Source organism: Lactobacillus sp. WILCCON 0059, assembly GCF_057197985.1.
Map to the genome: position 1 here is coordinate 909,053 of NZ_JBUBHN010000001.1, position 22,096 is coordinate 931,148.

Annotated in this window: 19 protein-coding genes; 17 read left to right on the forward strand and 2 right to left on the reverse strand. The window is 51.9% G+C overall.

Annotated elements, in window-relative coordinates:
• The first annotated feature begins 2 nt into the window (after positions 1-2).
• From ACYVUT_RS04410 to ACYVUT_RS04435, 6 genes are all read left to right on the forward strand, one after another.
• Complete coding sequence (locus ACYVUT_RS04410; RefSeq protein ID WP_484499202.1) at positions 3-671, forward strand: response regulator transcription factor; 669 nt, start codon at positions 3-5, stop codon at positions 669-671.
• A 2-nt stretch (positions 672-673) separates the two neighbouring features.
• Positions 674-1,933, forward strand: coding sequence for a sensor histidine kinase (locus tag ACYVUT_RS04415; RefSeq protein ID WP_484501515.1), 1,260 nt, complete (start codon positions 674-676; stop codon positions 1,931-1,933).
• A 154-nt stretch (positions 1,934-2,087) separates the two neighbouring features.
• A complete protein-coding gene (locus ACYVUT_RS04420; RefSeq protein WP_484501516.1) occupies positions 2,088-3,188 on the forward strand; it encodes a thiolase family protein in 1,101 nt (366 codons plus the stop codon).
• 1 nt (position 3,189) lies between these two features.
• Positions 3,190-4,416 (forward strand): hydroxymethylglutaryl-CoA reductase, degradative, encoded by a 1,227-nt coding sequence (locus ACYVUT_RS04425; RefSeq protein WP_484501517.1) that lies wholly within the window; start codon positions 3,190-3,192, stop codon positions 4,414-4,416.
• A gap of 3 nt (positions 4,417-4,419) precedes the next feature.
• Entirely contained in the window at positions 4,420-5,583 is a 1,164-nt protein-coding gene (locus ACYVUT_RS04430) for a hydroxymethylglutaryl-CoA synthase (protein ID WP_439774902.1), read from the forward strand.
• Between the two features lie 167 nt (positions 5,584-5,750).
• Positions 5,751-7,109, forward strand: a complete 1,359-nt coding sequence (locus ACYVUT_RS04435; RefSeq protein WP_484501518.1) for a threonine/serine exporter family protein — start codon at positions 5,751-5,753, stop codon at positions 7,107-7,109.
• A 62-nt stretch (positions 7,110-7,171) separates the two neighbouring features.
• Here the strand turns inward: ACYVUT_RS04435 and ACYVUT_RS04440 are convergent, their stop codons facing one another.
• Positions 7,172-7,678, reverse strand: coding sequence for an aminoacyl-tRNA deacylase (locus tag ACYVUT_RS04440; protein WP_484501519.1), 507 nt, complete (start codon positions 7,676-7,678; stop codon positions 7,172-7,174).
• Between the two features lie 62 nt (positions 7,679-7,740).
• Between ACYVUT_RS04440 and prmA the strand changes: the two genes are divergently transcribed.
• From prmA to aspS, 5 genes are all read left to right on the forward strand, one after another.
• On the forward strand, positions 7,741-8,685 hold the full coding sequence (gene prmA / locus ACYVUT_RS04445; protein ID WP_484500069.1) for a 50S ribosomal protein L11 methyltransferase: 945 nt from the start codon (positions 7,741-7,743) through the stop codon (positions 8,683-8,685).
• A gap of 162 nt (positions 8,686-8,847) precedes the next feature.
• Complete coding sequence (locus ACYVUT_RS04450) at positions 8,848-11,109, forward strand: RelA/SpoT family protein (protein ID WP_439774898.1); 2,262 nt, start codon at positions 8,848-8,850, stop codon at positions 11,107-11,109.
• Between the two features lie 28 nt (positions 11,110-11,137).
• Complete coding sequence (gene dtd / locus ACYVUT_RS04455) at positions 11,138-11,584, forward strand: D-aminoacyl-tRNA deacylase (protein WP_484501520.1); 447 nt, start codon at positions 11,138-11,140, stop codon at positions 11,582-11,584.
• Positions 11,585-11,870: 286 nt separating this feature from the next.
• Positions 11,871-13,157 (forward strand): histidine--tRNA ligase, encoded by a 1,287-nt coding sequence (gene hisS / locus ACYVUT_RS04460; RefSeq protein WP_439774896.1) that lies wholly within the window; start codon positions 11,871-11,873, stop codon positions 13,155-13,157.
• Positions 13,158-13,172: 15 nt separating this feature from the next.
• Positions 13,173-15,017, forward strand: a complete 1,845-nt coding sequence (gene aspS / locus ACYVUT_RS04465) for an aspartate--tRNA ligase (protein ID WP_484500072.1) — start codon at positions 13,173-13,175, stop codon at positions 15,015-15,017.
• 70 nt (positions 15,018-15,087) lie between these two features.
• Here aspS and ACYVUT_RS04470 read toward each other — a convergent pair whose 3' ends face one another.
• Positions 15,088-15,711, reverse strand: coding sequence for a hypothetical protein (locus tag ACYVUT_RS04470; RefSeq protein ID WP_484501521.1), 624 nt, complete (start codon positions 15,709-15,711; stop codon positions 15,088-15,090).
• A gap of 233 nt (positions 15,712-15,944) precedes the next feature.
• On the opposite strand from ACYVUT_RS04470, the gene ACYVUT_RS04475 reads away from it, so the two are divergent.
• From ACYVUT_RS04475 to fabG, 6 genes are all read left to right on the forward strand, one after another.
• Complete coding sequence (locus tag ACYVUT_RS04475) at positions 15,945-17,720, forward strand: DUF2207 family protein (protein WP_484500074.1); 1,776 nt, start codon at positions 15,945-15,947, stop codon at positions 17,718-17,720.
• A 74-nt stretch (positions 17,721-17,794) separates the two neighbouring features.
• Positions 17,795-18,868, forward strand: coding sequence for an AI-2E family transporter (locus ACYVUT_RS04480; RefSeq protein WP_484501522.1), 1,074 nt, complete (start codon positions 17,795-17,797; stop codon positions 18,866-18,868).
• Positions 18,869-19,148: 280 nt separating this feature from the next.
• Positions 19,149-20,108: a beta-ketoacyl-ACP synthase III gene (locus tag ACYVUT_RS04485; protein WP_484501523.1), complete on the forward strand. Its 960-nt coding sequence runs from the start codon at positions 19,149-19,151 to the stop codon at positions 20,106-20,108.
• A gap of 76 nt (positions 20,109-20,184) precedes the next feature.
• Positions 20,185-20,430: an acyl carrier protein gene (locus ACYVUT_RS04490; protein WP_484501524.1), complete on the forward strand. Its 246-nt coding sequence runs from the start codon at positions 20,185-20,187 to the stop codon at positions 20,428-20,430.
• A 12-nt stretch (positions 20,431-20,442) separates the two neighbouring features.
• Positions 20,443-21,387, forward strand: a complete 945-nt coding sequence (locus ACYVUT_RS04495) for an ACP S-malonyltransferase (RefSeq protein ID WP_484501525.1) — start codon at positions 20,443-20,445, stop codon at positions 21,385-21,387.
• Positions 21,371-22,093: a 3-oxoacyl-[acyl-carrier-protein] reductase gene (gene fabG / locus ACYVUT_RS04500; RefSeq protein ID WP_484501526.1), complete on the forward strand. Its 723-nt coding sequence runs from the start codon at positions 21,371-21,373 to the stop codon at positions 22,091-22,093. Before ACYVUT_RS04495 ends, fabG begins: the two co-directional genes overlap by 17 nt.
• Positions 22,094-22,096: the final 3 nt, after the last annotated feature.

Genomic DNA, 22,096 nt, shown 5'->3' on the forward strand with positions numbered 1-22,096 from the left:
CTATGAAAATTCTTTTAGCTGAAGACGAAGCACAATTAAACAGAGTTTTGACGGTCGCCATGCAAAAAAGCGGCTACGACGTTGACTCAGTTTTTAATGGCCAGGAAGCCGTCGATGCTGTCAAAAAGCATCCCTACGACGTCATCATCATGGACATCATGATGCCCGTCAAAAATGGCCTGGACGCGGTCAAGGAAATCCGCGCAACCGGTGACAAGACCTACATTATGATGCTGACCGCCAAGTCTGAAATCGACGACAAGGTAACTGGCTTGGATGTTGGGGCTGACGATTACTTGACTAAGCCATTCTCCTTAAAGGAACTGCTGGCCCGCCTGCGGTCAAAAGAGCGCCGGAGCGAGGACTACAACAGCACTCAAGAACTGAATTACGACAACCTCAAACTTGACCTTAACTCCCAAGAGCTGTCTAGCAACAACTCTATCAGCCTGTCCAAGCAGGAAACAGGCTTGATGCGCTACTTCTTGCTCAACCCTGGCAAGGCCATCAGTACGGAAGAGCTGTTCAACCACGTTTGGAAGAATGAAGATGAAAGCGAAGATGTAGTTTGGGTATACGTCTCCTTCCTTCGGTCCAAGCTGGCCTCAATCGGGGCCAATGTCCAGATTTCCGGCGAAAAGGGCGGGGACTTCTGCCTTGAGAGGGCCTGATCATGATTAAAAAAATCAGGCGTCGCTTTATCTGGCTGGCGACGCTATCGCTTTTTTTGGTCATGTTTTTCTCTTTCTCCAGCTTGATTGGCATCAGCCTTTTTGAGTCCAGCAATGAAGCTGACCAAGTCTTATCGATCATTGTTAAGAATAATGGCCGGCTGGACGAGGTCCAGGCCAAAAAGAAGCTGGGCGATCAGTACAATAGGGAAGGGATGTTTAAGTACCGCTATTTCACGGCCAATGTTAATACAAAAAAACAGACTTTGACCGTAATTGACGCGGATCACATCATCGGCAACTCAATTGACTCAGTTTCAAACAGGAAAAAGCAGATTGCCAGACGCCTTTCAGCTGGGCAATTAAAAGGAACGCTCCGTACTAATGGTGTCCGCTTCCGCTACTTGGCCAAAAAGATTTCTGCTAACAAGTACTATGTCTGCTTTATTGACTTGAGTCCTTTGATGCAGTCGGCGCTTTTGCTAGTAAGATATGCCTTGATCTTTACCTTTAGCGGAATTGTAATTTTCGTTACAATCATGGCGCTTCTGGCAGACCGGGCAATCAAGCCAATCCAAGAGGCATATGACAAGCAGCGCCGCTTCATCACCAACGCCGGACACGAGCTGAAGACTCCATTGGCTGTGATCAGTGCCAACGCCGAAATGGAAGAACTCCTAGGCAATGATGATGAGTGGAATGAAAGCACCAAAGAGCAGGTGGTGCGGATGACAGGTTTGATCAACCAACTGGTCACGTTGACTCGGATGAGCGAGCCAGAAGAACTGGTTTTGTCAAAGGTCAACTTTTCAGAGGTTACCAAAGAATCAGCGGATTCCTTCAAATCAGTTCTGGCTAAGGACAATAAGAAATATGTCATCAGCATTGATCCAGACCTTTATGTCAATGCTGAACGGCGCAGCTTGCTGGAATTGGTCAATATTTTGATCGATAACGCCCAGAAATATTGCGATTCTAAAGGCGAGGTCATGGTTATTCTGGCTAAGAGCCGGCTCAATCAGAACGCGGTTTTGACGGTCACCAATTCATATAAGAATGGGGCTGGGATCGACACCAACCGCTTCTTTGAACGATTTTACCGGGAAGACGAATCCCACCATTATGATGGGAAGCAGAAAAATGGTTTTGGGATTGGCTTGTCCATGGCCCAGGACCTGGTTTCGGCCTTTGGCGGCAAAATCAATGCCAGCTGGTCGGATGGCGTGATGAACTTCACGGTAACTTTCAAACGAGTTCACTAAGAGCACTCCCTCGCGGGGTGCTTTTTAATATTTCGCTAAATCAAGCGCTTCACCAAGCAAGCAGTAAGATATTATAGTAAAATATACTGGTTATATAAAAGCTGAGCCAAACTCAGCATCCCCAAAACAAAACTTAGTTGAGGAGAACAAATACATGCAAGATATTTATATTGTTGCGGCCAAGCGAACTCCATTCGGCCGCTACCACAAGCAATTGGCTGACTTTTCCGCCATCGACCTGGGCCAAATCGCCCTGCGTGGCGCGTTGAGAGAAGCGGGGCTTGACGCCGAAGCCCTGGACGCCCTCTTCATGGGCAATGTCCTGTCCTCTGGCCTGGGCCAAAACATGGCCCGGCAAATCGCCTTAAACGCCGGGATGCGGCAGGACTCTGTCGCCGTGTCCATCAACGAAGTCTGCGGCTCCAGCCTCAAGGCTGCCCGCCTGGCTGAAGCCCAAATGTTAATCGGTGACCTGGGCCTGGTTGCTGTCGGCGGCAGCGAAAGCATGACCAACGCCCCAAAGGAAATCATGTTCAGCGATGGTCTCGTTGACTCCTTCTCCGGCAAATCCATGGGCATCACTGCCGAAAACGTGGCTAAGCGCGACCACATCAGCCGCCAAGACGCTGACGCCTTCAGCCTGTCATCTCACCAAAAAGCCGTCAAGGCACAAGCAGAAGGACTTTTTGCCAACGAAATCATTCAAATTGAAGATCTCAAGCAAGATGAAAACGTCCGCCCGGACACCAGCCTGGAAGCCCTGGCAGGCCTAAAGCCGGCCTTCTCAGAAGACGGGACGGTCACTGCTGGCAACGCCTCCCCAATCTCCGATGGGGCCAGCATGATCATCCTGGCTACCGCGGAAAAAGTTGCTGAATACCAGCTGACGCCTTTAGCCAAGCTGGGCGCCTACGCCGAAGTTGGCTATGATCCGGAATTCATGGGTTACGGTCCATACTACGCTATCCGCAAGCTGCTTAACGAAACTGGCCGGCAGGTAGCCGACTACGACTTCTTTGAAATCAACGAAGCCTTTGCCGCTACGACTTTGGCTGTTGCCCGCGACTTGGAAATTCCTTTGGACAAGGTCAACAAGCAGGGCGGGGCGATCGCTTTGGGTCACCCGCTCGGCGCTTCCGGCACCCGGCTGCTGGCTACTTCTGCCCGCCAGCTGCAAAGAGGCGGCCAGCGCGCTATCGCCAGCCTCTGCATCGGGGGCGGCCTGGCCATCGCTTTTGAAATTGAGAAGGCATAAAATGAAATTCTATCAGTTGCCGCCCGAAGAAAGGCGGCAGTTTTTGCAAGATGCCGGGGTTGCCCTGGAAGCCATCCCCGCCGCTGACTTATCCCGCCTGGATGAGATGAGCGAGAACGTGGTTGGTGAGGTCAAGTTCCCCTTGAGCTGTTTGACCGGCGCCCTGGTCAACGGCAAAAAATGGCGGATCCCTATGACGACTGAAGAAGCCTCCGTCGTCGCCGCCGCCAACCACGGCATGTCCGTCTTCGCTAAAGCTGGCGGCGTAAAAGCAAACAGCCACCGCGACGGCATCTATGGGCAAATCGTCCTAGAAGTCACGGAAGCTTTTTCCCTGGCTGACTTTAAAGAGGAGTTTCAGGCCTATATTAAGGATGCCAACAAGGAATTTGCCAGCTTGATCCGGCACGGGGGCGGCTTAAAAGAATTAACCGCCCGCCAGGAAGCTGACTTGGTCTACCTCCTGGCCCTGGTTGACCCAGCTGAAGCCATGGGGGCCAATAAGACCAACGCCATCCTGGAATTCCTGGCCCAGAAAATGCTGGCCTTTCCTGGCGTTGAAGCTAAGCTCTTCGCCATCCTGTCCAACTATCCCAGCCAGCTGACTACTGCTAAGGTGGCGATTCCTGTTAGTCTCCTCAGCAAAAAAGGAGATCCGGAAGAGGGCAGGGAGGTTGCTAAAAAGATGGCTCTGCTTGCTAAAATCGGGAGTAGCGATCCTTACCGGGCCGTAACCAACAACAAGGGGATCATGAATGGGGTGGACGCTGTCATGCTGGCAACCGGCAATGACTACCGGGCAGTTGAAGCAGCAAGTCATGCTTATGCTGCTAGAAGCGGCCAGTACCAAAGCCTCAGCTCCTGGAAACTGGAAGACGATATGCTTCTTGGCGAAGTCACCCTGCCCCTGGCCTTAGGGGTCGTCGGCGGCTCCATTTCATCGCGGCCTGATATTAGACAAAGCTATGCCATTTTAGGTAAAATAAAAGCAGCTGAATTGGCAGAACTGACCGCGGCCGTGGCCCTGGCCAACAACTTCGCGGCTTTGAATGCCATCTCCACCAAGGGGATCCAGGCTGGCCACATGCGCCTGCAGAGCCGCAACGTGGTTCAGACCCTGCCGGCAGCGCCTGAAGAAAAAGCAGCTGTTTATCAAATGATGATTAGCCAGGGAAAGTATGGCGAAACAGCAGCCAAGAATTTTTTGAAAGAATTGCGAGGACAATAATTAATGGACATCGGTATTGATCAGATAGGTTTTTATACTCCTAACAAGTTTGTGGACATGGTTGACCTGGCCAACGCCAGAAACCAAGATCCCAACAAATTTTTGATCGGCATCGGCCAGGACCGGATGGCGGTCGCTGACAAGACCCAGGATGCAGTTTCCATGGGGATCAACGCGACGGCTGAATACCTTGACCAGGTTGATCTGGAGCAATTAGGCTTATTGATCTTTGCGACCGAAAGCGGGATTGACCAGTCAAAGTCAGCCTCCCTCTTTGTCAAGGAAGCACTTAACCTGCCAGCCCGGATCAGAACTTTTGAAATCAAGGAAGCCTGCTTTGCCTTGACCGCCAGCTTGCAGGTTGCCCGCGACTACGTCCGGGCCCACCCGCACCACTCTGCCATGATTATCGGCAGCGACATCGCCCGCTATGGCCTGGCTACGGCTGGTGAAGTTACCCAGGGCGCCGGGGCCATCAGCATGCTGATCAAGGAAAATCCGGCAATTATTGCCCTGGAAGACGGGCACACTTCCCACTCTGAAAACATCAATGACTTCTGGCGGCCAAACAACATGGCCACTGCCGTGGTCGACGGCCACTACAGCCGCGATGTCTACCTGGACTTCTTCAAGAGCACCTTCAAGCCTTTCCTTGCAGAAAAGCAGCTGCAAGTCTCTGATTTTGCCGGCATCTGCTACCACCTGCCTTATACCAAGATGGGTTACAAGGCTCACAAGATTGCCATTGAAGGCCAGGATGACGAAACCGTCAAGCGCCTCAGCGACAACTTCCAGCTGTCAGCCAAGTACAGCCGGCAGGTCGGCAACATCTACACGGCCAGCCTGTACATGTCTGTCTTGAGCCTGCTGGAAAACGGGGACCTTGAAGCCGGTGACCGAATCGGCTTCTTCTCTTACGGATCTGGCGCCATGGCTGAATTCTTCAGCGGCAAGGTGGTCGAAGGCTACCAAAAGCGCCTGCGCCCAGCCCTGCACGCCCGCATGCTCAAGGAAAGAATCCGCCTTGGCGTTGGCCAATACGAAGACATCTTCACCGAAGGCTTGGAAAACCTGCCGGAAAATGTCGAATTTACCAGCGACGCCAACCACGGCACCTGGTATTTGGCCGGACAAGAAGGCTACGTCCGCCAATACAAGCAAAAGTAAATATGAAGCTAACCGTCTCAGCTTGCTGGGACGGTTTTTCTCAGCAAAAATATTCTTTTTGGCAAGCGCTTTAATAGGGGAGGGCGGGAAATAGCAGTCTCTTTTTATGCTAAAATGAAAAAGTTGAGAAATGCAAAGAAAAATGAAAGAAGGCAAACACGGTCAACATGAAAACCGAAAGTACTGAGCAAGAGTACCAACACCACCTCTCTCACCACCACCACATGCGGGTGCAGTGGGAAGAATTCTTCCAAAGCGATGACGAAACTAAGATCAAGGATGCAACTTTGATTGAAAAGGGATCGATCATCTCCCGGGTCGGCTTGATGATGCTGAGCTGCGGGACTGGGGCCTGGCGGGTCCGGGACGCCATGGACACCCTGGCCAGAACCCTGGACTTGACCTGCAGCGCTGACATCGGTCTGATCTCCATTGTCTGCACCTACTTCGACGTTGACAACCAGTCATACTCCCAAAGCCTGGCCCTGCCAACCACCGGGGTCAACATGGCCAAGCTGAATGAGCTGGAAAAATTTGTCCGCCAGTTTGAAGCAGCCAGCGGTGACTTCGAAATCAAAACAGTTCGCCGGCGCTTAGGGGAAATCGAGCATATCAAAGGACGCTATCCTCTTTGGGGATCCAGCCTGGCCGCGGCACTAGCCTGCGGCGGCTTTATTTTCCTCTTGGGCGGGGGGATCCCTGAAATCATCTGCTCCTTCATCGGGGCAGGCCTGGGCCAGTTTGCCCGGGGCAGCTTAGGCAAAAAGAGGATCACGGTCGCGGCTACGACCGCGGTTGGGGTAGCAGCGGCTTGCTTGTCCTACTACCTGGCCTTCATGCTGGGCCACTTGCTCTTTAATGTGGACATGATCCACATGCGCGGCTACATCGGGGCTATGCTCTTTGTTATTCCAGGTTTTCCCTTTATTACTTCAGGTTTGGACATTGCCAAGCTGGACATGCGGTCTGGCCTTGAGCGCCTGGCTTATGCCATCTTCATTATCTTGATCGCAACTGGCACCGGCTGGATGATGGCCACGGCTTTGCAGATCAAGCCTGGCGACCTGCCGGCCTTGGGCCTTTCCCGGCCTCTTCTGGCAGTTTGCCGCCTTTTAGCCAGCTTCTGCGGGGTCTTTGGCTTCTCCTTGATGTTCAACTCCCACCGGCGGATGGCCGCCGCGGCCGGGGTAGTGGGGGCGATTGCCAATACCATGCGCTTGTCCCTGGTTGACTTTGCCCATTTTCCGGCTCCCTTGGCAGCCTTTTTAGCAGCCCTGCTGGCTGGCCTCTTGGCCGGCTATGTCCGGGAAAAGGTCGGCTACCCGCGGATTGCTTTGACCGTGCCTTCCATCGTCATCATGGTGCCAGGCCTCTACATGTACCGGGGGATCTTCCTCTTGGCCTTGACTAATGTTGGGGCCGGGGCTACCTGGATGACGGAAGCCCTCATGCTGGTTTTGTCTTTGCCAGCTGGCCTTTTGACAGCCAGAATCTTGACCGACAAGAAGTGGCGCCGGGTTGATTAAAAAATAGAAAAAAGAAACAGCTTTTGCCTAACGAAAAGTAGGACAAAAGCTGTTTTTTAGTCTTATTCCTGCAGGTCAGCCACCGTGGCTTTGACCAGTTTCTGCAAGTCAAGCGGGTTGACCATGACGCTGCGGCCGACTTCACCGCTGGACACCCAGATCCCGTCTTCTTTTAAGACGCTCTCATCCAAAAAGATCGGGAACTTCTTGCTGTGGTAGATGCCAATTGGCGTGTTGGCCCCATGCACATAGCCAGTGGTCTTTTCCAGCTGCTTGAGAGGGATCATTTCACACTTCTTGTTGCCGGAAGCCTTGGCGATCTTCTTGAGGTCTAAGTGGCCGCTGAGCGGCACCACGCCGACGATCGGGCCGGTCTTGTTGCCATTTACCGCCAGGGTCTTGTAAACCGGGTGGCCATCTAAAATGGGGCTGCCGGCACCGACTTGGGCAACTCCGTGGTCTTCAGTAATTTCACTGATATGCTGCTGATAGGCAATTTTTTGCTGGTCAAGGATCTTTTCAACCAGGGTCTTGTCTAATTTATCTTTATTCTTTTTCTTTTTTGACATTGTTATCACCGCTTTCCATGATACCATTTTAAGAGAAGAAGCTAAAGAAAGAAGACGAAATCATGAAATTACTTGAGATCAAGATCGAAAGCAGCTACGACGTTGAAGATGCCTTGGCTTATTTTGCCACGGAAGACTTAAAGGCCTTGGGGACGGAAGCCCGGCGCAGAAGCGACTTTGAACAAGCCGGCTGGCTGCACGACTCAACGGTCGTTGACATGGACGACATCCCCAACCTGCCTGATGAACTGGAATTCATCGCCTACTTTGATGAAGAAACTGACCCGGAAGAAACGGTTAAGCGGTTCAAGGAAAAACTGGCTGAACTGGCGGGCTACGGCTTAAAGACCGCCCCAGGCGAAATCTCCGTTGACTACGTGGCTGACCAGGACTGGAACACTGTTTGGCAAAAGTACTACCACGTCATCAACCTCTCCCGCCACCTGGCTATCGTGCCGGAATGGGAAGACTACCAGCCAGCCTTTAAGGACCAGGAAATCATCCGCCTGGATCCAGGCCTGGCCTTCGGGACTGGCAACCACCAGACGACTCAATTAGCCATGCTGGGCATTGAACGGGCCATGGTCAAGCCTTTGACAGTGGCAGACGTGGGGACTGGGTCCGGCATTTTGGCGATTGCTGCTCACAAACTGGGGGCCAAGAGCGTTTTGGCCACTGACATTTCTGATGAGTCAATGACGGCGGCTGAAGAAAACGCGGCCTTGAACGGCATCCACGACATTGCCTTGCAAAAGACCAGCTTGCTGGCTGATGTTGACGGCAAGTTTGACTTGATCGTGGCCAACATCCTGGCTGAAATCCTCCTGGACCTGATCCCGCAGCTGGACAGCCACTTAAACGAAGACGGTCAGGTCATCTTCTCCGGTATTGACTACCTGCAGCTGCCAAAAATTGAGCAGGCCCTGGCAGAGAATTCCTTCCAAATCGACCTCAAGATGCGGGCAGGCCGCTGGATTGGCCTGGCAATTTCCCGCAAGCATGACTAACTCTTTCAGTATTTAAGGAAAAATGCGCTAAAATAAAAGCAAAAGAAACTCTCATTTTTTAATAAGTAAGCCCGGTCAAGCGCTAAGGCTTGTTTTGTGGGAACTTTTTGCGCTAAAATAACAGGTACTGATTAATTAAAAGTTAGAAACTGGTGATCAAAGATGTCAAAGTATGTTGAAATGACTCATGAGCAGGTCATGGCCGCCTGCAAGAAATACATGACGGCTGACCAATTGGCCTTTGTCGAAAGTGCTTATCAATTCGCGGCCCGGGCCCATGAGGGACAAACTAGAGCCTCCGGCCAGCCTTACATTGTCCACCCGACCCAGGTGGCAGGAACTCTGGCCAATTTAGGCCTGGACCCGGACACGGTAGCTGCGGGCTTTTTACATGATACGGTTGAAGACACCGCGGTCACCAATGACGATATCAAGGAAAAGTTTGGCGCCGACGTGGCCTTCATCGTTGACGGGGTCACCAAGTTAAACAAGTACGAGTACAAGTCTCACAAGGAATTCCTGGCGGAAAACCACCGCAAGATGCTGATCGCCATGGCTAAGGACCTCCGGGTCATCCTGGTCAAGCTGGCTGACCGCCTGCACAACATGCACACCTTGGAACATTTGCGTCCGGACAAGCAGCGCCGCATTGCCGCTGAAACCCTGGACATCTATGCACCACTAGCCGACCGGCTGGGGATCGGGACCATCAAGTGGGAACTGGAAGACATGTCCTTCCACTACATGAATCCGGAAGAGTACTACAAGATTGTTTCCATGATGGACGCCAAGAGAAGCGAACGGGAAGGCTACATCAAGGATGCAATTGACTACTTGCGGGGGACTCTTGATTCTTTAGGTATCAAGTACGACATCAGCGGCCGGCCGAAGCACATCTATTCCATCTATAAAAAGATGGTCAACAAGCACAAGGACTTCAACGAGATCTACGACTTACTGGCTGTCCGAGTGATCGTGCCAACGGTCAAGGACTGCTACGCGGTCTTAGGGGCAGTTCATACCAAGTGGAAGCCAATGCCTGGCCGCTTTAAGGACTACATTGCCATGCCTAAGGCTAACGGCTACCAGTCCCTGCACACGACCATCATTGGCCCTGGCGGCAAGCCTTTGGAAATCCAGATCAGAACTGAAGAAATGCACGAGGTTGCCGAATATGGTGTTGCGGCCCACTGGGCCTACAAGCGGGGCAACTTCCAAGGCGTTGATGAAAAAGACGGAGGGGCTCTGGACATCGGCCGGGAAATCCTAGAGCTGCAAAAGGACTCCAGCGACGCTGACGAGTTCATGGAAGCCGTTCATTCGGATATTTTTGCCGACAAGGTCTATGTCTTTACGCCTAAGGGCGAAGTCTACGAACTGCCTAAAGGGTCAGTCACCCTGGACTTTGCCTACGCCATCCACACCCAAGTCGGTGACCATGCCATCGGGGCCAAGGTTAACGACAAGCTGGTTCCTTTGGACTACAAGCTGAAGAACGGTGACGTGGTCGACATCTTGACCCAAAGCAATGCCCGGCCATCAAGAGACTGGGCGGAAATGGTCAAGACCTCCCGGGCCAAGAACAAGATCCGCCGCTACTTCAGAGACATTGACCGGGAAGAAAGCGTGGCCCGGGGCAAGAGTGAATTGACCGACCTGCTTAAGGAAAACGGCTTGAGTGCCAAGGACTACTTAGACAAGAGCCATATCGACGAGGTTCTGGACCACTTCAGCTTTAAGACCGATGAAGACATGTACGCGGCTATCGGCTTTGGCAACATGTCAGCCTTGTCCATCTACAACCGCTTGACGGCCGACCTGCGCCGGCAGCAGGAAGAAGAAAAGCAGAAGCAGTTTGAAGCCCAGATCATGTCTGCCGGCCAGCAAGCCGCTGCTTCCAGCGTGGTTAAAAAGCCTGCTCCGCAAAAAGACGACGCCAAGTCCAAGGTCAAGGGCAAAAAGCCGGACAGCTTAGTCCGCGTCCAGGGCCTGGAAGACCTGGACCTGCACTTTGCCAAGTGCTGCAACCCGGTTCCAGGCGACCCGATCGTCGGTTATGTCACCAAGGGCCGGGGGGTCACTGTCCACCGGGCTGACTGCCGGAACGTAGTTAGCGCTGACCCGGCTGCTCAAGGGCGGATGATCGATGTTGAATGGAACAATATTGATGAAGGCAAGCAGGCCAGCTTCAACGCCAACTTTGAGCTTTTTGGCTACAACCGGCAGAAGCTGCTTGGTGACGTCATCAACCGCTTGAACGCCTTGACCAAGAACATCACCAATGTTTCAGCCAGCGTCAATGAAGAAAATATTGCCCACTTTTACATCACGGTTGAAGTCAAGAATGCCGCCCAACTGAATGACATCATGGCCAAGCTGCGGGACATTCCAGACGTTTACGACACCAAGCGGACGGACAACTAGGCTAGAAGTAGGGAGATTTTTAGAAAAAATGCGCGTAGTAATTCAAAGAGTCAACCATGCTGCCGTCAGAATCGACGGCAAGAATGTCGGCCAGATTCAAAAGGGCCTGCTTTTATTAGTCGGCCTGGCTGAAGGCGACGGGGAAGAGCAGGTAGTCAAGGCCGCCGACAAGATCGCCAAAATGCGGATCTTCGAAGATGAAGCCGGCAAGACCAACCTGGGCATCAATGATGTCGGCGGGCAGATCCTGTCCGTCAGCCAGTTTACCCTCCTGGCCGATACCAAGAAGGGCAATCGGCCAAGTTTTGTTCACGCCATGCGGCCGCCTAAGTCCAGCCAGCTCTGGGAAGACTTTAACCAAGAACTGGAAAAGCGGGGCCTGACCGTGGAAACCGGGGAGTTCGGCGCCGACATGAAGGTCGAACTGGAAAATGACGGTCCTTTCACGATCGTCTTGGACCTGCCAGCAGAATAATCTGTAAAAAAGCGCTTTCTAACTTGATTAGGAAGACAAAACAGGATAAACTTAATGAGAATTATCAATGACAAAGAATGAAGATAGCCCGGCCATTTTAGAGACTGCCCGTTTGGTGAAAGAGCAGATGGCTGCTAGCTGTGACCCTTTAGCAGATAATGGTTCGTTTCGTCAGCGTTAATGACAGCAAGCAAAAGGTGGTACCGTGCTGTTTTCAAGCGCCCTTGATTAAATTCAAGGGCGCTTTTTATTATCTTAGTCAAAACAAGGAAACAAAGGTGAAATTATGAGAGTTCAAAGACCAAAAGGTACAGTCGACATTCTCCCGGAAACGTCCGGCCAGTGGGAAAAGGTGGAACAAACCGCCCGTGACCTCTTCAAGCGGGCCAACTACCATGAAATAAGAACGCCAAGTTTTGAAAACTACGAACTCTTTTCCCGGTCATCTGGTGAAACCAGTGACGTGGTTGAAAAGGAAATGTACGATTTTGAAGACAAGGGCGGCCGCCACATTGCCCTTCGGCCAGAAGGCACGGCTGGGGTAGTGCGGGCTTATGTCGAAAACAAGATCTATGGCCCTGACTATGTCAAGCCTTTCAACGTTTACTACATTGCCCCAATGTACCGGTATGAACGTCCGCAAGCCGGCCGGCAAAGAGAATTCCACCAAATCGGGGTGGAAAGTTTCGGCTCAAACGGCTACCTGGCTGATGTTGAAACCATCCTCTTGGGCCATGACCTCCTGGCTGAACTGGGGGTTAAGAACTACGAGCTTCACATCAACACTTTAGGTGACAGCGAGGTCCGCCAGGCCTACCACGATGCCCTGGTTGAATACTTCACTCCGGTTAAGGACCAGCTTTCAGAAGACTCCCAAAGACGGCTGGGTAAGAACCCGCTCCGGATCCTGGACTCCAAGGCTGAAGAAGACCAGCAGTTTTTGCCAGAAGCGCCAAAGATCCGGGACTACTTGGACGATGAATCAAAGGAAAACTTCAACAAGATCCTCTCCAGCTTGGACAAGCTGGGCGTTAAGTACGTCATCGACGACGACCTGGTCCGGGGCCTGGACTACTACACCGGCGTGATCTTTGAATTTATGGTTGATGACAAGTCCCTGTGGTCCAGCCCGTCTACTGTTCTGGGCGGGGGCCGCTACAACCACCTGGTTGAAGAATTTTCCGGCCCGGAAACTCCAGCTGTCGGCTTCGGGATTGGGGAAGAAAGACTGATGCTGGTTCTCTCCAAGCAAAATCCGGAAATGTTTGAAGACCAAGGGATCGACTTCTTCATCACCAATATCGGCGAAGGCACCGACATCAAGGCCGTGGAAGTTGCCCGCCAGCTTCGCTCCCTTGGCTTCAGCGCTCAATACGACGTTGACCAGAAGAAGCTCAAGGCCCAGTTCAGAAAGGCTGACCGGGTCGGAGCTCGCTACGTCGTAACCCTGGGGGCCAAGGAACTGGCTGAAGGGAAATTAACCGTCAAGCGCTTGAGCGACGGGGAACAGTTCAGTCTGGAATTTACTGACTTGGAAGACAAGGCAGACCTGCTTTCCAAGATCGAAAAATAGGAGATTTTTAGCAAAATGATGCAAATGGAAAAAAGAACTGATTATTGTGGCAACATTACCAGCCAGTACCTGGACCAAGACGTCCTTCTTTACGGCTGGGTGCAAAGAGTCCGGAACCTGGGCCAGCTGATCTTCATCGACCTGCGCGACCGGGAAGGGATTGTCCAAGTCGTTGTCAACCACGATTCCGGCAAAGAGTTGATGGATGTAGCATCTTCCTTGGGCCAGGAATACGTGGTCGAAGTCAAGGGTCACGTTAACGAACGCTCCAGCAAAAACCCGGACATGAAGACCGGTGACGTGGAAGTCATCGCCAGCGAAATCACGGTCTTGAACAAGGCCAAGACTCCGCCGTTTGAAATCAAGGATGACCTGGTAGCCAGCGAACAGACCCGGTTGAAGTACCGCTACCTGGACCTGCGCCGGCCAACTTTGCAAAACGCCTTGATCATGCGGGCCCAGATCATGACCGCTACCAACGCTTACCTGTCAGGCCAAGGCTTCATCAACATTGAAACTCCAGACCTGGGCAAGTCAACGCCGGAAGGCGCCCGGGACTACCTGGTTCCTTCCCGGGTTTACCCAGGTTCCTTCTACGCTCTGCCGCAGTCACCGCAAATCTTCAAGCAGCTCTTGATGGGGGCCGGCTTTGACAAGTACTACCAAATCGCCCGCTGCTTCAGAGATGAAGACCTGCGTGGGGACCGGCAGCCGGAATTTACCCAGATCGACCTGGAAACTTCCTTCATGGATGAAGAAGGCGTTCAAGAAGTAACTGAAGGCCTCCTGGCTAAGGTTATGAAGGACGTGAAGGGAATCGACTTAAAGCTGCCGCTGCCGCGGATCACTTGGCAGGAATCCATGGACAAGTACGGCTGTGACAAGCCGGACACCCGTTACGGCATGCTGATCCACGACTTGGGCTCTGTCTTTGCAAAGTCCGGCTTCAAGGTCTTTGCTTCTGCCTTGGAAAACGGCGGCTTTGTCCGCGGGATCGCGGTCAAGGGCGGGGCTAAGTTCTACTCCCGCAAGAAGATCGAAGCCATGCAGGACTACATCAAGCGTTACCACGCTAAGGGCCTGGCCTGGGTCAAGTATGAAGACGGCGACTTCTCCGGTCCTGTTTCCCGTTTCTTAAGTGACGAAGAAAAGGCCGGCTTGGTTGAAGAATTCGGTCTGGAAGGCGGGGAACTCCTCCTCTTCATCGCTGACCAATGGAAGGTTTGCTGCGACTCCCTGGACTACCTGCGCCGGCAAACCGCCAAGGAAACAGGCATTATTCCAAAGGACACTTACAAGTACCTCTGGGTTGTCGACTGGCCGCTGTTTGAATACGACGAAGGCGACCAGCGCTGGATCGCTGCCCACCACCCATTCACCATGCCGGATGACAAGGGAATTGAGCTCCTGGAAACCGATCCGCACAAGGCTCACGCCCGCAGCTACGACATCGTTTTGAATGGCTACGAACTGGGCGGCGGCTCCATCCGGATCCACAAGCGGGACATCCAGGAAAAGATGTTCAAGGCCCTGGGCTTCACCAAGGAACGGGCTTATGAACAATTCGGCTTCTTGATGGACGCCCTGGACATGGGCTTCCCGCCGCACGCCGGCCTGGCCATCGGCTTGGACCGCTTCGCCATGCTTTTGGCAGGCAAGGACAACATCCGTGACGTCATTGCCTTCCCGAAGAACGCCAGCGCCAGCGAACCAATGATGCACGCTCCAGCTCCGGTTGCCGACCAGCAGTTGACCGACTTGGGCATCGAAGTAGCTGAAGCAGCCAAGGAAGGCGTTGAAAAGTACGAAGCTGCCCTGGAAGCTGAAGCTGCTGAAGACGTTAAGTCTCACGAAGAATAAAAAACTGAAAAAGCGTAAAAAAATAGTTCAAGATCATTTAGGATCTTGAACTATTTTTCTTGCCAACTTTTTAATTATCGCTGTCATTATTGACATTTTCTTCTGGCAGGTCTTCAGTCGTGTTGACGTCATCATCAGCCGTGGACTTACTGGTCGTCGTGCTACTCTTCTTGGTCGTGTAGCTTGAAGAGCCGGTTGAACCAGTTGACCTGGACGAGGAGCTCTTGGAGCTGCTTGGGCTGGAGTAGTTGTAGCTATAAGTTGAGTTGCTATAGGCAGAGCCCCAAGTAGTGGAGCTGGAGCCATTTGAGCTCTTAGTCGACTTCTTCTTGCTGGACTTAGCCTGGCTGGAGTAGCTGTAGCTTGAGCTGGATGAGTCGTCGCTTGAAGAACTTGAAGAGTCGCTTGATGACTCACTGGATGATGATTGACTCACGTCTTCTGAAGAGCTTGAAGAACTGGATGACTTCTTCTTGCTCTTTTTCTTTGCTTTTGTTTTGCTTGATGATTTGGATCCTTCATCTTCTTTGTCGGCCTTGGCCTTGGTCTTTTCCGTCTTGCTGTAGACCTTGTAAGTCTTGCTGCTGCCAGCGGACTCGCCGCTCTTATCGGCCTGGCTTTGGTGATAAAAGACAGCTGCCCCGACTAAGGCGAGCTCAGCGGCAAGGATGCCGGCCAGCATTGGTTTGCGCATTGTATTTCCTCCCAACACAATTTGGTCTATTAGACCACGATAGTAACTACAGTATACCACGCCTTACGGATGTAAGCATAAGAAAGCCTTGTTTTGCATAAATAAATGCTGAAATTTTTCGCGTTGCCAAGCAATTGCTGCTTGAATTATAATAATTTTAAGAAAAAATATTCTCAAATTGTGTCAGCCAGCCTTGCTTGTCTGAACAATGAAAAAATGAAAGGGAGAAAAAGATGAAACGGAAGTATTTATGGGTCCTAGCCTTGTTTCTGGCCAGCTTTGCGGCCCTCTTTTTACCAGAAAAAGTTTTTGCCGATTATGACCTAACCAAGATGGATGTCACGGCAGTCGTCAATTCTGACGGGTCCTTGTCGATGACCCGGAAGATCGTTTATGACTTTGATGATTCAGCCAATGGGGTCTACTATACCCAGAACTTGGCCAGCGGACAGAAGGTCAGCGGGCAGAGCGTCGAGGTTAAGGACCTGGCCAGCGGGAAGACGGTCAAGCCGGCCTTGAACAACCAGGCTGACGGCGGCAATGTCTACCACTTCAGTAAAGATGGCAATTCCTACAAGTTCAAGGTCTACCACCATGTCGAAGAGGGGAAGGTCCAGGTGGTCTACCGCTACAAGATTTCCAGGGCGGTTGACACTTATGATGACGCGTCAGAATTGAACTTCAAGATTATTGGGGACGGCTGGGATAAAGAGATTTCCAATGTTTCTGCCGCGGTTCGCTTCAAAGGCAAAAATCTGTCCTTCTTGAAGGGCTGGGCCCATGTCAATGCCAATGGTCATTTGACCGTTGACAAGGAAAAGGGCCTGGTCAAGGCAGAAGTAGCCACTTTGCCGGAAAATACTTTTTTGGAGCTGCATCTGCTTTTCCCAAACAGTTTAGTCAGCCAAAATAAAAAGCGGCATTCCGGGGAAATCGCGGCCAAGGTCGTGGACCAGGAAAAAGCGCTGGCAAAAGAAACTGCCGCTAAAAAGTCCCGCCACAATGTTTATGAATTGATCGGCCTGGTCCTTTTTGCCATCTCGCCGCTGCTCTATCTGCCAGTCTTTATCAAGAGCAGAAAGTCGGGCAGCCCGGTCAAGGCCAAAAAAGAAATTGGCCACAATTTTGAAATTCCAAGTTTCAGCCCGACTGCGGCCCAGATCCTGGTGACCAAAAAAGATCCAGACGGCAAGGCCCTGGCAGCCGAAATTGCCCTCCGGGCCGGCCGGGGCGAAATTACTATTGATCCAGGCAAGAAGGGAAAGAACTTCACTTATACCAAGACCGACAAGTATAAAGGCGACCTGCCGCTTTTAAACAGAATTTTCAAAAAGGTCGGCAATGGACAAAGCTTTAGCAACAAAGACTTGAAAAAATATGGCGACAGCAAGGGGATTACTTCTAGCTACAAGAACTGGCAAGAGGACAGCCAAAAGGCCTTGATTAAAGAAGGCTACATCGACCAGAAATTGCAGGACAGAGAGGAGATGTTGTCGTTATACACCATAGCCGTAATGATCCTGTCAGTCGCGGCTATTCTCGTCAGCTTCTTCTTGTATGATAAATATTTCCTGTGGCTCTTTCCAGTTGCTGTCTGGATCTTGGCTGCCTTTGCAGTTGCCGTGTTGCGTCTGCACCACTTCTCATCTTTGACAAAAAAGGGGGCAGAAGCTACTGAACAAGCTTTAGGCTTTGAAGCCATGCTGGATGATATCGGCCAGTTTAAGCTGCGCGATATTGGGGAACTGACCCTCTGGGAGCAGGTTATGCCTTACGCCATTGCCTTTGGCCTGGCCAAGAAGGTCCTCAAGCAGCTGAAGCTGGAATTCCCAGAAGAAATCGAGGCTGATCCTTACTGGACCTACTACTATGCCGGCAGTAGCTACGGGGCCTTTGCGTCCAGCTTTGACGAGGCAATTTCTTCTTCAGCTGGCTCTGGCGGCAACTTCTCGGCCTCCAGCGCCTCCAGCGGCGGCTTTGGGGGCGGCAGTGGCGGCGGTGCCTTCTGATTTGTTTTTCCCGGTGAAAAAGTTTACAATAGATAAAATAATTTTTCCGGAGATTAATAGTTAGGGAAGACACTATGGAAGCCAGTTTATGGAACAGATTTAAAAACAATACTCATTTGCGGCGGGCAACGGTCTTGCTCATGATCATTCTGGCCCTGTACTGCGTGCGGGCAATGATGAACACGATCCTGCTCACCTTTATCTTCACCTACTTGATTGTGCACCTGGTCAAGTTTGTGCAGGGGAAATTCAAGCATGTTTCTGACAAATTGATTGTCGCTTTGACCTATCTCTTGATCGTCGTCCTGCTTTACTTTGCCCTGCGCTATTATGTCCCGGTTTTGGTCAAGCAGGTGACCAAGATGACCAAGTCGGTGATTGATTTTTACCAGACCAATGACGTGGGCTGGCTGATGAGTCAGCTGCACAAGTATGTTTCTGAAAAAACAATCTCCAATCAGGTCAAGAGCAGCCTGACCGCGCTGACGGCGGCATTAAAGGGCTTTGGCTCAGTAGCCATGTCCTTTGTCATGGCCCTGGTCTTGAGCTTCTTTTACACGATCGAGCTAAAAGAAATGCACACCTTCAGCCAGTCTTTTCTCAAGTCAAGCCTTTTTGGCTGGCTTTTTGAAGACATTGCCTACTTTGGCCGCAAGTTCACCAATACTTTTGGGGTGGTTCTGGAAGCTCAGTTTTTGATTGCCATCTGCAATACGGTTTTGACCATTATTTGCCTGGCCATTATGAAAATGCCGCAGATTTTTGCCCTGGGCCTCATGGTCTTCATCTGCAGCCTGGTCCCGGTGGCCGGGGTGATCATTTCCCTGATTCCTCTGTCTTTGGTGGCCTATACGGTCGGGGGGATGCAGGACGTGATCTATATTTTGATCATGATTGCCGTCCTGCACACTTTGGAAACCTATATCTTGAACCCGAAATTCATGTCCAGCAAGACGGAATTGCCGATTTTCTACACCTTTGTGGTCCTGCTCTTTGGCGAGCACTTCTTCGGCACCTGGGGCTTGATCGTCAGCGTCCCAATCTTTACTTTCTTTTTGGATATTTTGGGTGTCAAAAATATCAACAGCAAGCAGGAGAAGCTGCAGGAGGCCAGAAAGCGGCTGGAGAACAAGCGGCTGGAAAAATAGCATAATTTTTTAAAAAGAGAATAAATTAGTCAACAGACTCGGAGCAGCAGCTCCGGGTCTGTTGTTTTTTCTTGGGGATTTCTTAAAAGAAAAAGCTATACATGGGCCGATAAAGTAAAAAATAAAAAGTTTTTTGCTATCCAAAAAGCCTTATGAATACTAGCTTTATAAGGAATTTGTAGACTATACGATACGTGAACAGTATTGACTTTTCTTAAGTCAGGACTATACTTTATACATGTCAACAAAATTATAGTTTTGAGATGGAAAGAGGCCTGCCTTGACTTACGCCAGAATTGCAAAAAGCAGCCGTTACCTGCCCGAATTCACGGTCAGCAACGACGACCTAAGCCAGATCATGGAGACCAGCGATGACTGGATCAAGAGCCGGACTGGGATTTCCAGCCGCCGGATCAGCGAAGGGGAAAATACCTCTGACCTGGCCATCCAGGTGGCTAAGCAGCTCCTGGTCGGCGAAGACCCAGCAGAAGTTGACCTGATCATCGTCGCGACCATGTCCCCCGATGCCTACACCCCGGCCACCGCGGCCCTGGTTCAAGCAGCGGTTGGGGCAAAAAACGCGGCCTGCTTTGACCTGTCGGCTGCCTGTTCAGGCTTTGTCTACGCTTTGGACGTGGCTGAAAAAATGCTGACGCGGCCTGGCGGGATGGCCCTGGTGATCGGGGCGGAAACCCTGTCCAAGCTGGTTGACTGGCAGGACCGGACAACGGCTGTCCTTTTCGGAGATGGGGCCGGCGGGGTCCTGGTCAAAAAGGACGCTCTTGAGCCGCGCTTTTTGGCTAGCCAATTGAGAAGCTACGGCCACTTGGCCAAGTACCTGTCAGCTGGCCAGACCAGTTTGCAGCCCTTCCCTGGTCCGGTAACGAGCCTGGCCCCCTTCAAGATGAAGGGGCGGGAAGTTTACAAGTTCGCCACCCACAAGGTGCCGGAAGTAATCAATGCTTGTTTGGCAGAAGCCGGCGTGGATTTAGCGAAAGTTGACCTTTTCCTCTTGCACCAGGCCAATTACCGGATCATCAAGCAGGTGGCCAAAAGGCTGGGCTTGCCGGAGGAAAAATTCCCCTGCAACATTGCCAAATACGGCAATACCTCAGCAGCCAGCGAAGCCATTCTCTTGGCCGAACTGCTTGCAGAAGGGAAGGCGAAGGCGGGCGACTTGGTCGTCTTGGCCGGCTTCGGCGGGGGCTTAACCGCCGCCGCCCAGCTGGTCAAACTATAAGAGCATTTGTTTATTCACTTGTTTGAGATTAGTTGATTTAGATTTTAAGTTTTATTTTTAAAAAAGGAGCAGACACATGTCAGAAGCAGAAATTTTTGAAACCGTAAAGAAGATCGCCGTTGAAGAACTGGACGTTGAAGCAGACCAAGTAACCATGGAAGCCAACATCAAGGATGACCTGGAAGCTGACAGCCTGGACTTGTTCGAAATCGTCAACGAACTGGAAGACGAATACGACATCGAACTGGATGCTGATGAAAACACCAAGACAGTTGCTGACGTGGTGGCTTTGGTGCAAAAGCAGCTGGCAGAAAAGGACTAACGGGAACAGACCATGAAATTCGGAATTCTCTTTGCTGGCCAAGGGGCCCAGCAGGCCGGGATGGGCCTGGACTTTCTGAGCGACCCCCTGTTTAAAGAAACGATTGACCAGGCCAGTCAGGCATGCGGCTTGGACTTGCCGGAAATCTGGAAAAATGACCGCGGCCAGCTGGATGAAACCAGATATGTGCAGCCGGCTTTAGTCGCCTTTGAATACGGGATCTGGCGCATGCTTACCCGGGACTTGGACCTGCCTATTTGCGGCCTGGCCGGCCTCTCCTTAGGCGAATACGGGGCGCTCTTAGCCAGCGGCTTTTTAAGCTGGCCGGCAGGACTGGCCCTGGTCGCTGACCGGGGCGAATACATGCAGCTTGATTCAGAAAAGACGGCCAGCGGGATGCTGGCTTTGACCAAGCCAGATATTCCAGGCCTGGAAGACTTTTTGCAGAAAAAGCAAGCTGCCGGCCAAGCTGTTTACCTGGCCAACTACAATTCACCCAAGCAGGTCGTTGTTGCTGGAGAAAAGCAGCTTCTGCCAGAGCTTGGGGCAGAAATCGCTGACCTTAAGCTGGCCAAAAGAGCAATTTCCTTGGATGTTGCCGGAGCTTTCCACACTCCGCTTTACCAGGCAGCCAGCCGAAAAATGGGCCAGCGGCTGGAGGGTGAGACTTTCAATGCTGGTACTTACCCAGTCATCAGCAATACCACTAGCCAGCCTTTTGTCAAAGAAGACTTGGCCAAAATCCTGGAAGTTCAGTTGATGGCGCCAACTCATTTTGCCGCCTGCGTCAAAGGCTTGCTGGACTTAGGCATGACGGCCAGCCTGGAAATCGGGCCAGGCCATGCCCTGTCAGCTTTTGCCAAGCAGGCGGACAAGGGCCTGAAGACCTGGCAGGTCGGGAGTCTGGATGAATACCAGCAGTTTGTAGAAGAGGGGCAGAATGGATTTACAAAATAAACGGGTCCTGGTAACCGGGTCAACGCAAGGGATCGGGGCAGCTGTTGCTTTAGCTTTTGCTAAAAAGGGCTGCCAGCTTTTCTTAAACGGCCGGCGGCCGGAATTGCCGGAGGAAATTGCTGACCAGCTGGAAAAAATCGGGGCAGACTACCAGTACTTTTCCGCCGACGTCAGCGACGAAGACGCGGTCAAGCGGCTTTTTAAAGAAATCGGCGAGATCGATATCGTGGTTAACAATGCCGGCATCACCCGCGACCAGATTATGATCGGGATGAAGCTGGCCGACTTTGACCAGGTGCTCAAGGTCAACTTGCGGTCAACTTTTATGGTGACCCAGAAGGCCTTGAAGAAAATGCTGAAAAAGCGGTCCGGGGCCATTATCAATATGGCCAGCATCGTTGGCCTGCACGGCAATGCCGGCCAGGCAAATTACGCGGCGTCTAAAGCCGGCGTGATTGCCTTGACCCAAACCGCGGCAAAAGAAGCTGCCGGGCGGGGCGTCCGCGTGAACGCGATCGCGCCGGGGATGATTGCCAGCCAGATGACTGCTGTCTTGCCAGATGAGGTCAAAGAGCAGGCGCTTAGCCAGATCCCTTTGGCCCGCTTCGGCAAGGCGGAAGAAGTTGCCCAGGCGGCAGTCTTTTTGGCGGAAAACGACTATGTTACCGGCCAGACCCTGGTCGTTGACGGGGGAATGACCATTTAAGGA

Coding starts and splice junctions, on each gene's coding strand:
- ACYVUT_RS04480 (WP_484501522.1), top strand. CDS start 17,795: ATGGAAGCCAGTTTATGGAACAGATTTAAAAACAATACTCATTTGCGG.
- ACYVUT_RS04495 (WP_484501525.1), top strand. CDS start 20,443: ATGAAATTCGGAATTCTCTTTGCTGGCCAAGGGGCCCAGCAGGCCGGG.
- ACYVUT_RS04470 (WP_484501521.1), bottom strand. CDS start 15,711: ATGCGCAAACCAATGCTGGCCGGCATCCTTGCCGCTGAGCTCGCCTTA.
- ACYVUT_RS04435 (WP_484501518.1), top strand. CDS start 5,751: ATGAAAACCGAAAGTACTGAGCAAGAGTACCAACACCACCTCTCTCAC.
- hisS (WP_439774896.1), top strand. CDS start 11,871: ATGAGAGTTCAAAGACCAAAAGGTACAGTCGACATTCTCCCGGAAACG.
- prmA (WP_484500069.1), top strand. CDS start 7,741: ATGAAATTACTTGAGATCAAGATCGAAAGCAGCTACGACGTTGAAGAT.
- ACYVUT_RS04410 (WP_484499202.1), top strand. CDS start 3: ATGAAAATTCTTTTAGCTGAAGACGAAGCACAATTAAACAGAGTTTTG.
- ACYVUT_RS04420 (WP_484501516.1), top strand. CDS start 2,088: ATGCAAGATATTTATATTGTTGCGGCCAAGCGAACTCCATTCGGCCGC.
- ACYVUT_RS04450 (WP_439774898.1), top strand. CDS start 8,848: ATGTCAAAGTATGTTGAAATGACTCATGAGCAGGTCATGGCCGCCTGC.
- ACYVUT_RS04430 (WP_439774902.1), top strand. CDS start 4,420: ATGGACATCGGTATTGATCAGATAGGTTTTTATACTCCTAACAAGTTT.
- dtd (WP_484501520.1), top strand. CDS start 11,138: ATGCGCGTAGTAATTCAAAGAGTCAACCATGCTGCCGTCAGAATCGAC.
- ACYVUT_RS04440 (WP_484501519.1), bottom strand. CDS start 7,678: ATGTCAAAAAAGAAAAAGAATAAAGATAAATTAGACAAGACCCTGGTT.
- ACYVUT_RS04490 (WP_484501524.1), top strand. CDS start 20,185: ATGTCAGAAGCAGAAATTTTTGAAACCGTAAAGAAGATCGCCGTTGAA.
- ACYVUT_RS04415 (WP_484501515.1), top strand. CDS start 674: ATGATTAAAAAAATCAGGCGTCGCTTTATCTGGCTGGCGACGCTATCG.
- aspS (WP_484500072.1), top strand. CDS start 13,173: ATGATGCAAATGGAAAAAAGAACTGATTATTGTGGCAACATTACCAGC.
- ACYVUT_RS04425 (WP_484501517.1), top strand. CDS start 3,190: ATGAAATTCTATCAGTTGCCGCCCGAAGAAAGGCGGCAGTTTTTGCAA.
- ACYVUT_RS04475 (WP_484500074.1), top strand. CDS start 15,945: ATGAAACGGAAGTATTTATGGGTCCTAGCCTTGTTTCTGGCCAGCTTT.
- fabG (WP_484501526.1), top strand. CDS start 21,371: ATGGATTTACAAAATAAACGGGTCCTGGTAACCGGGTCAACGCAAGGG.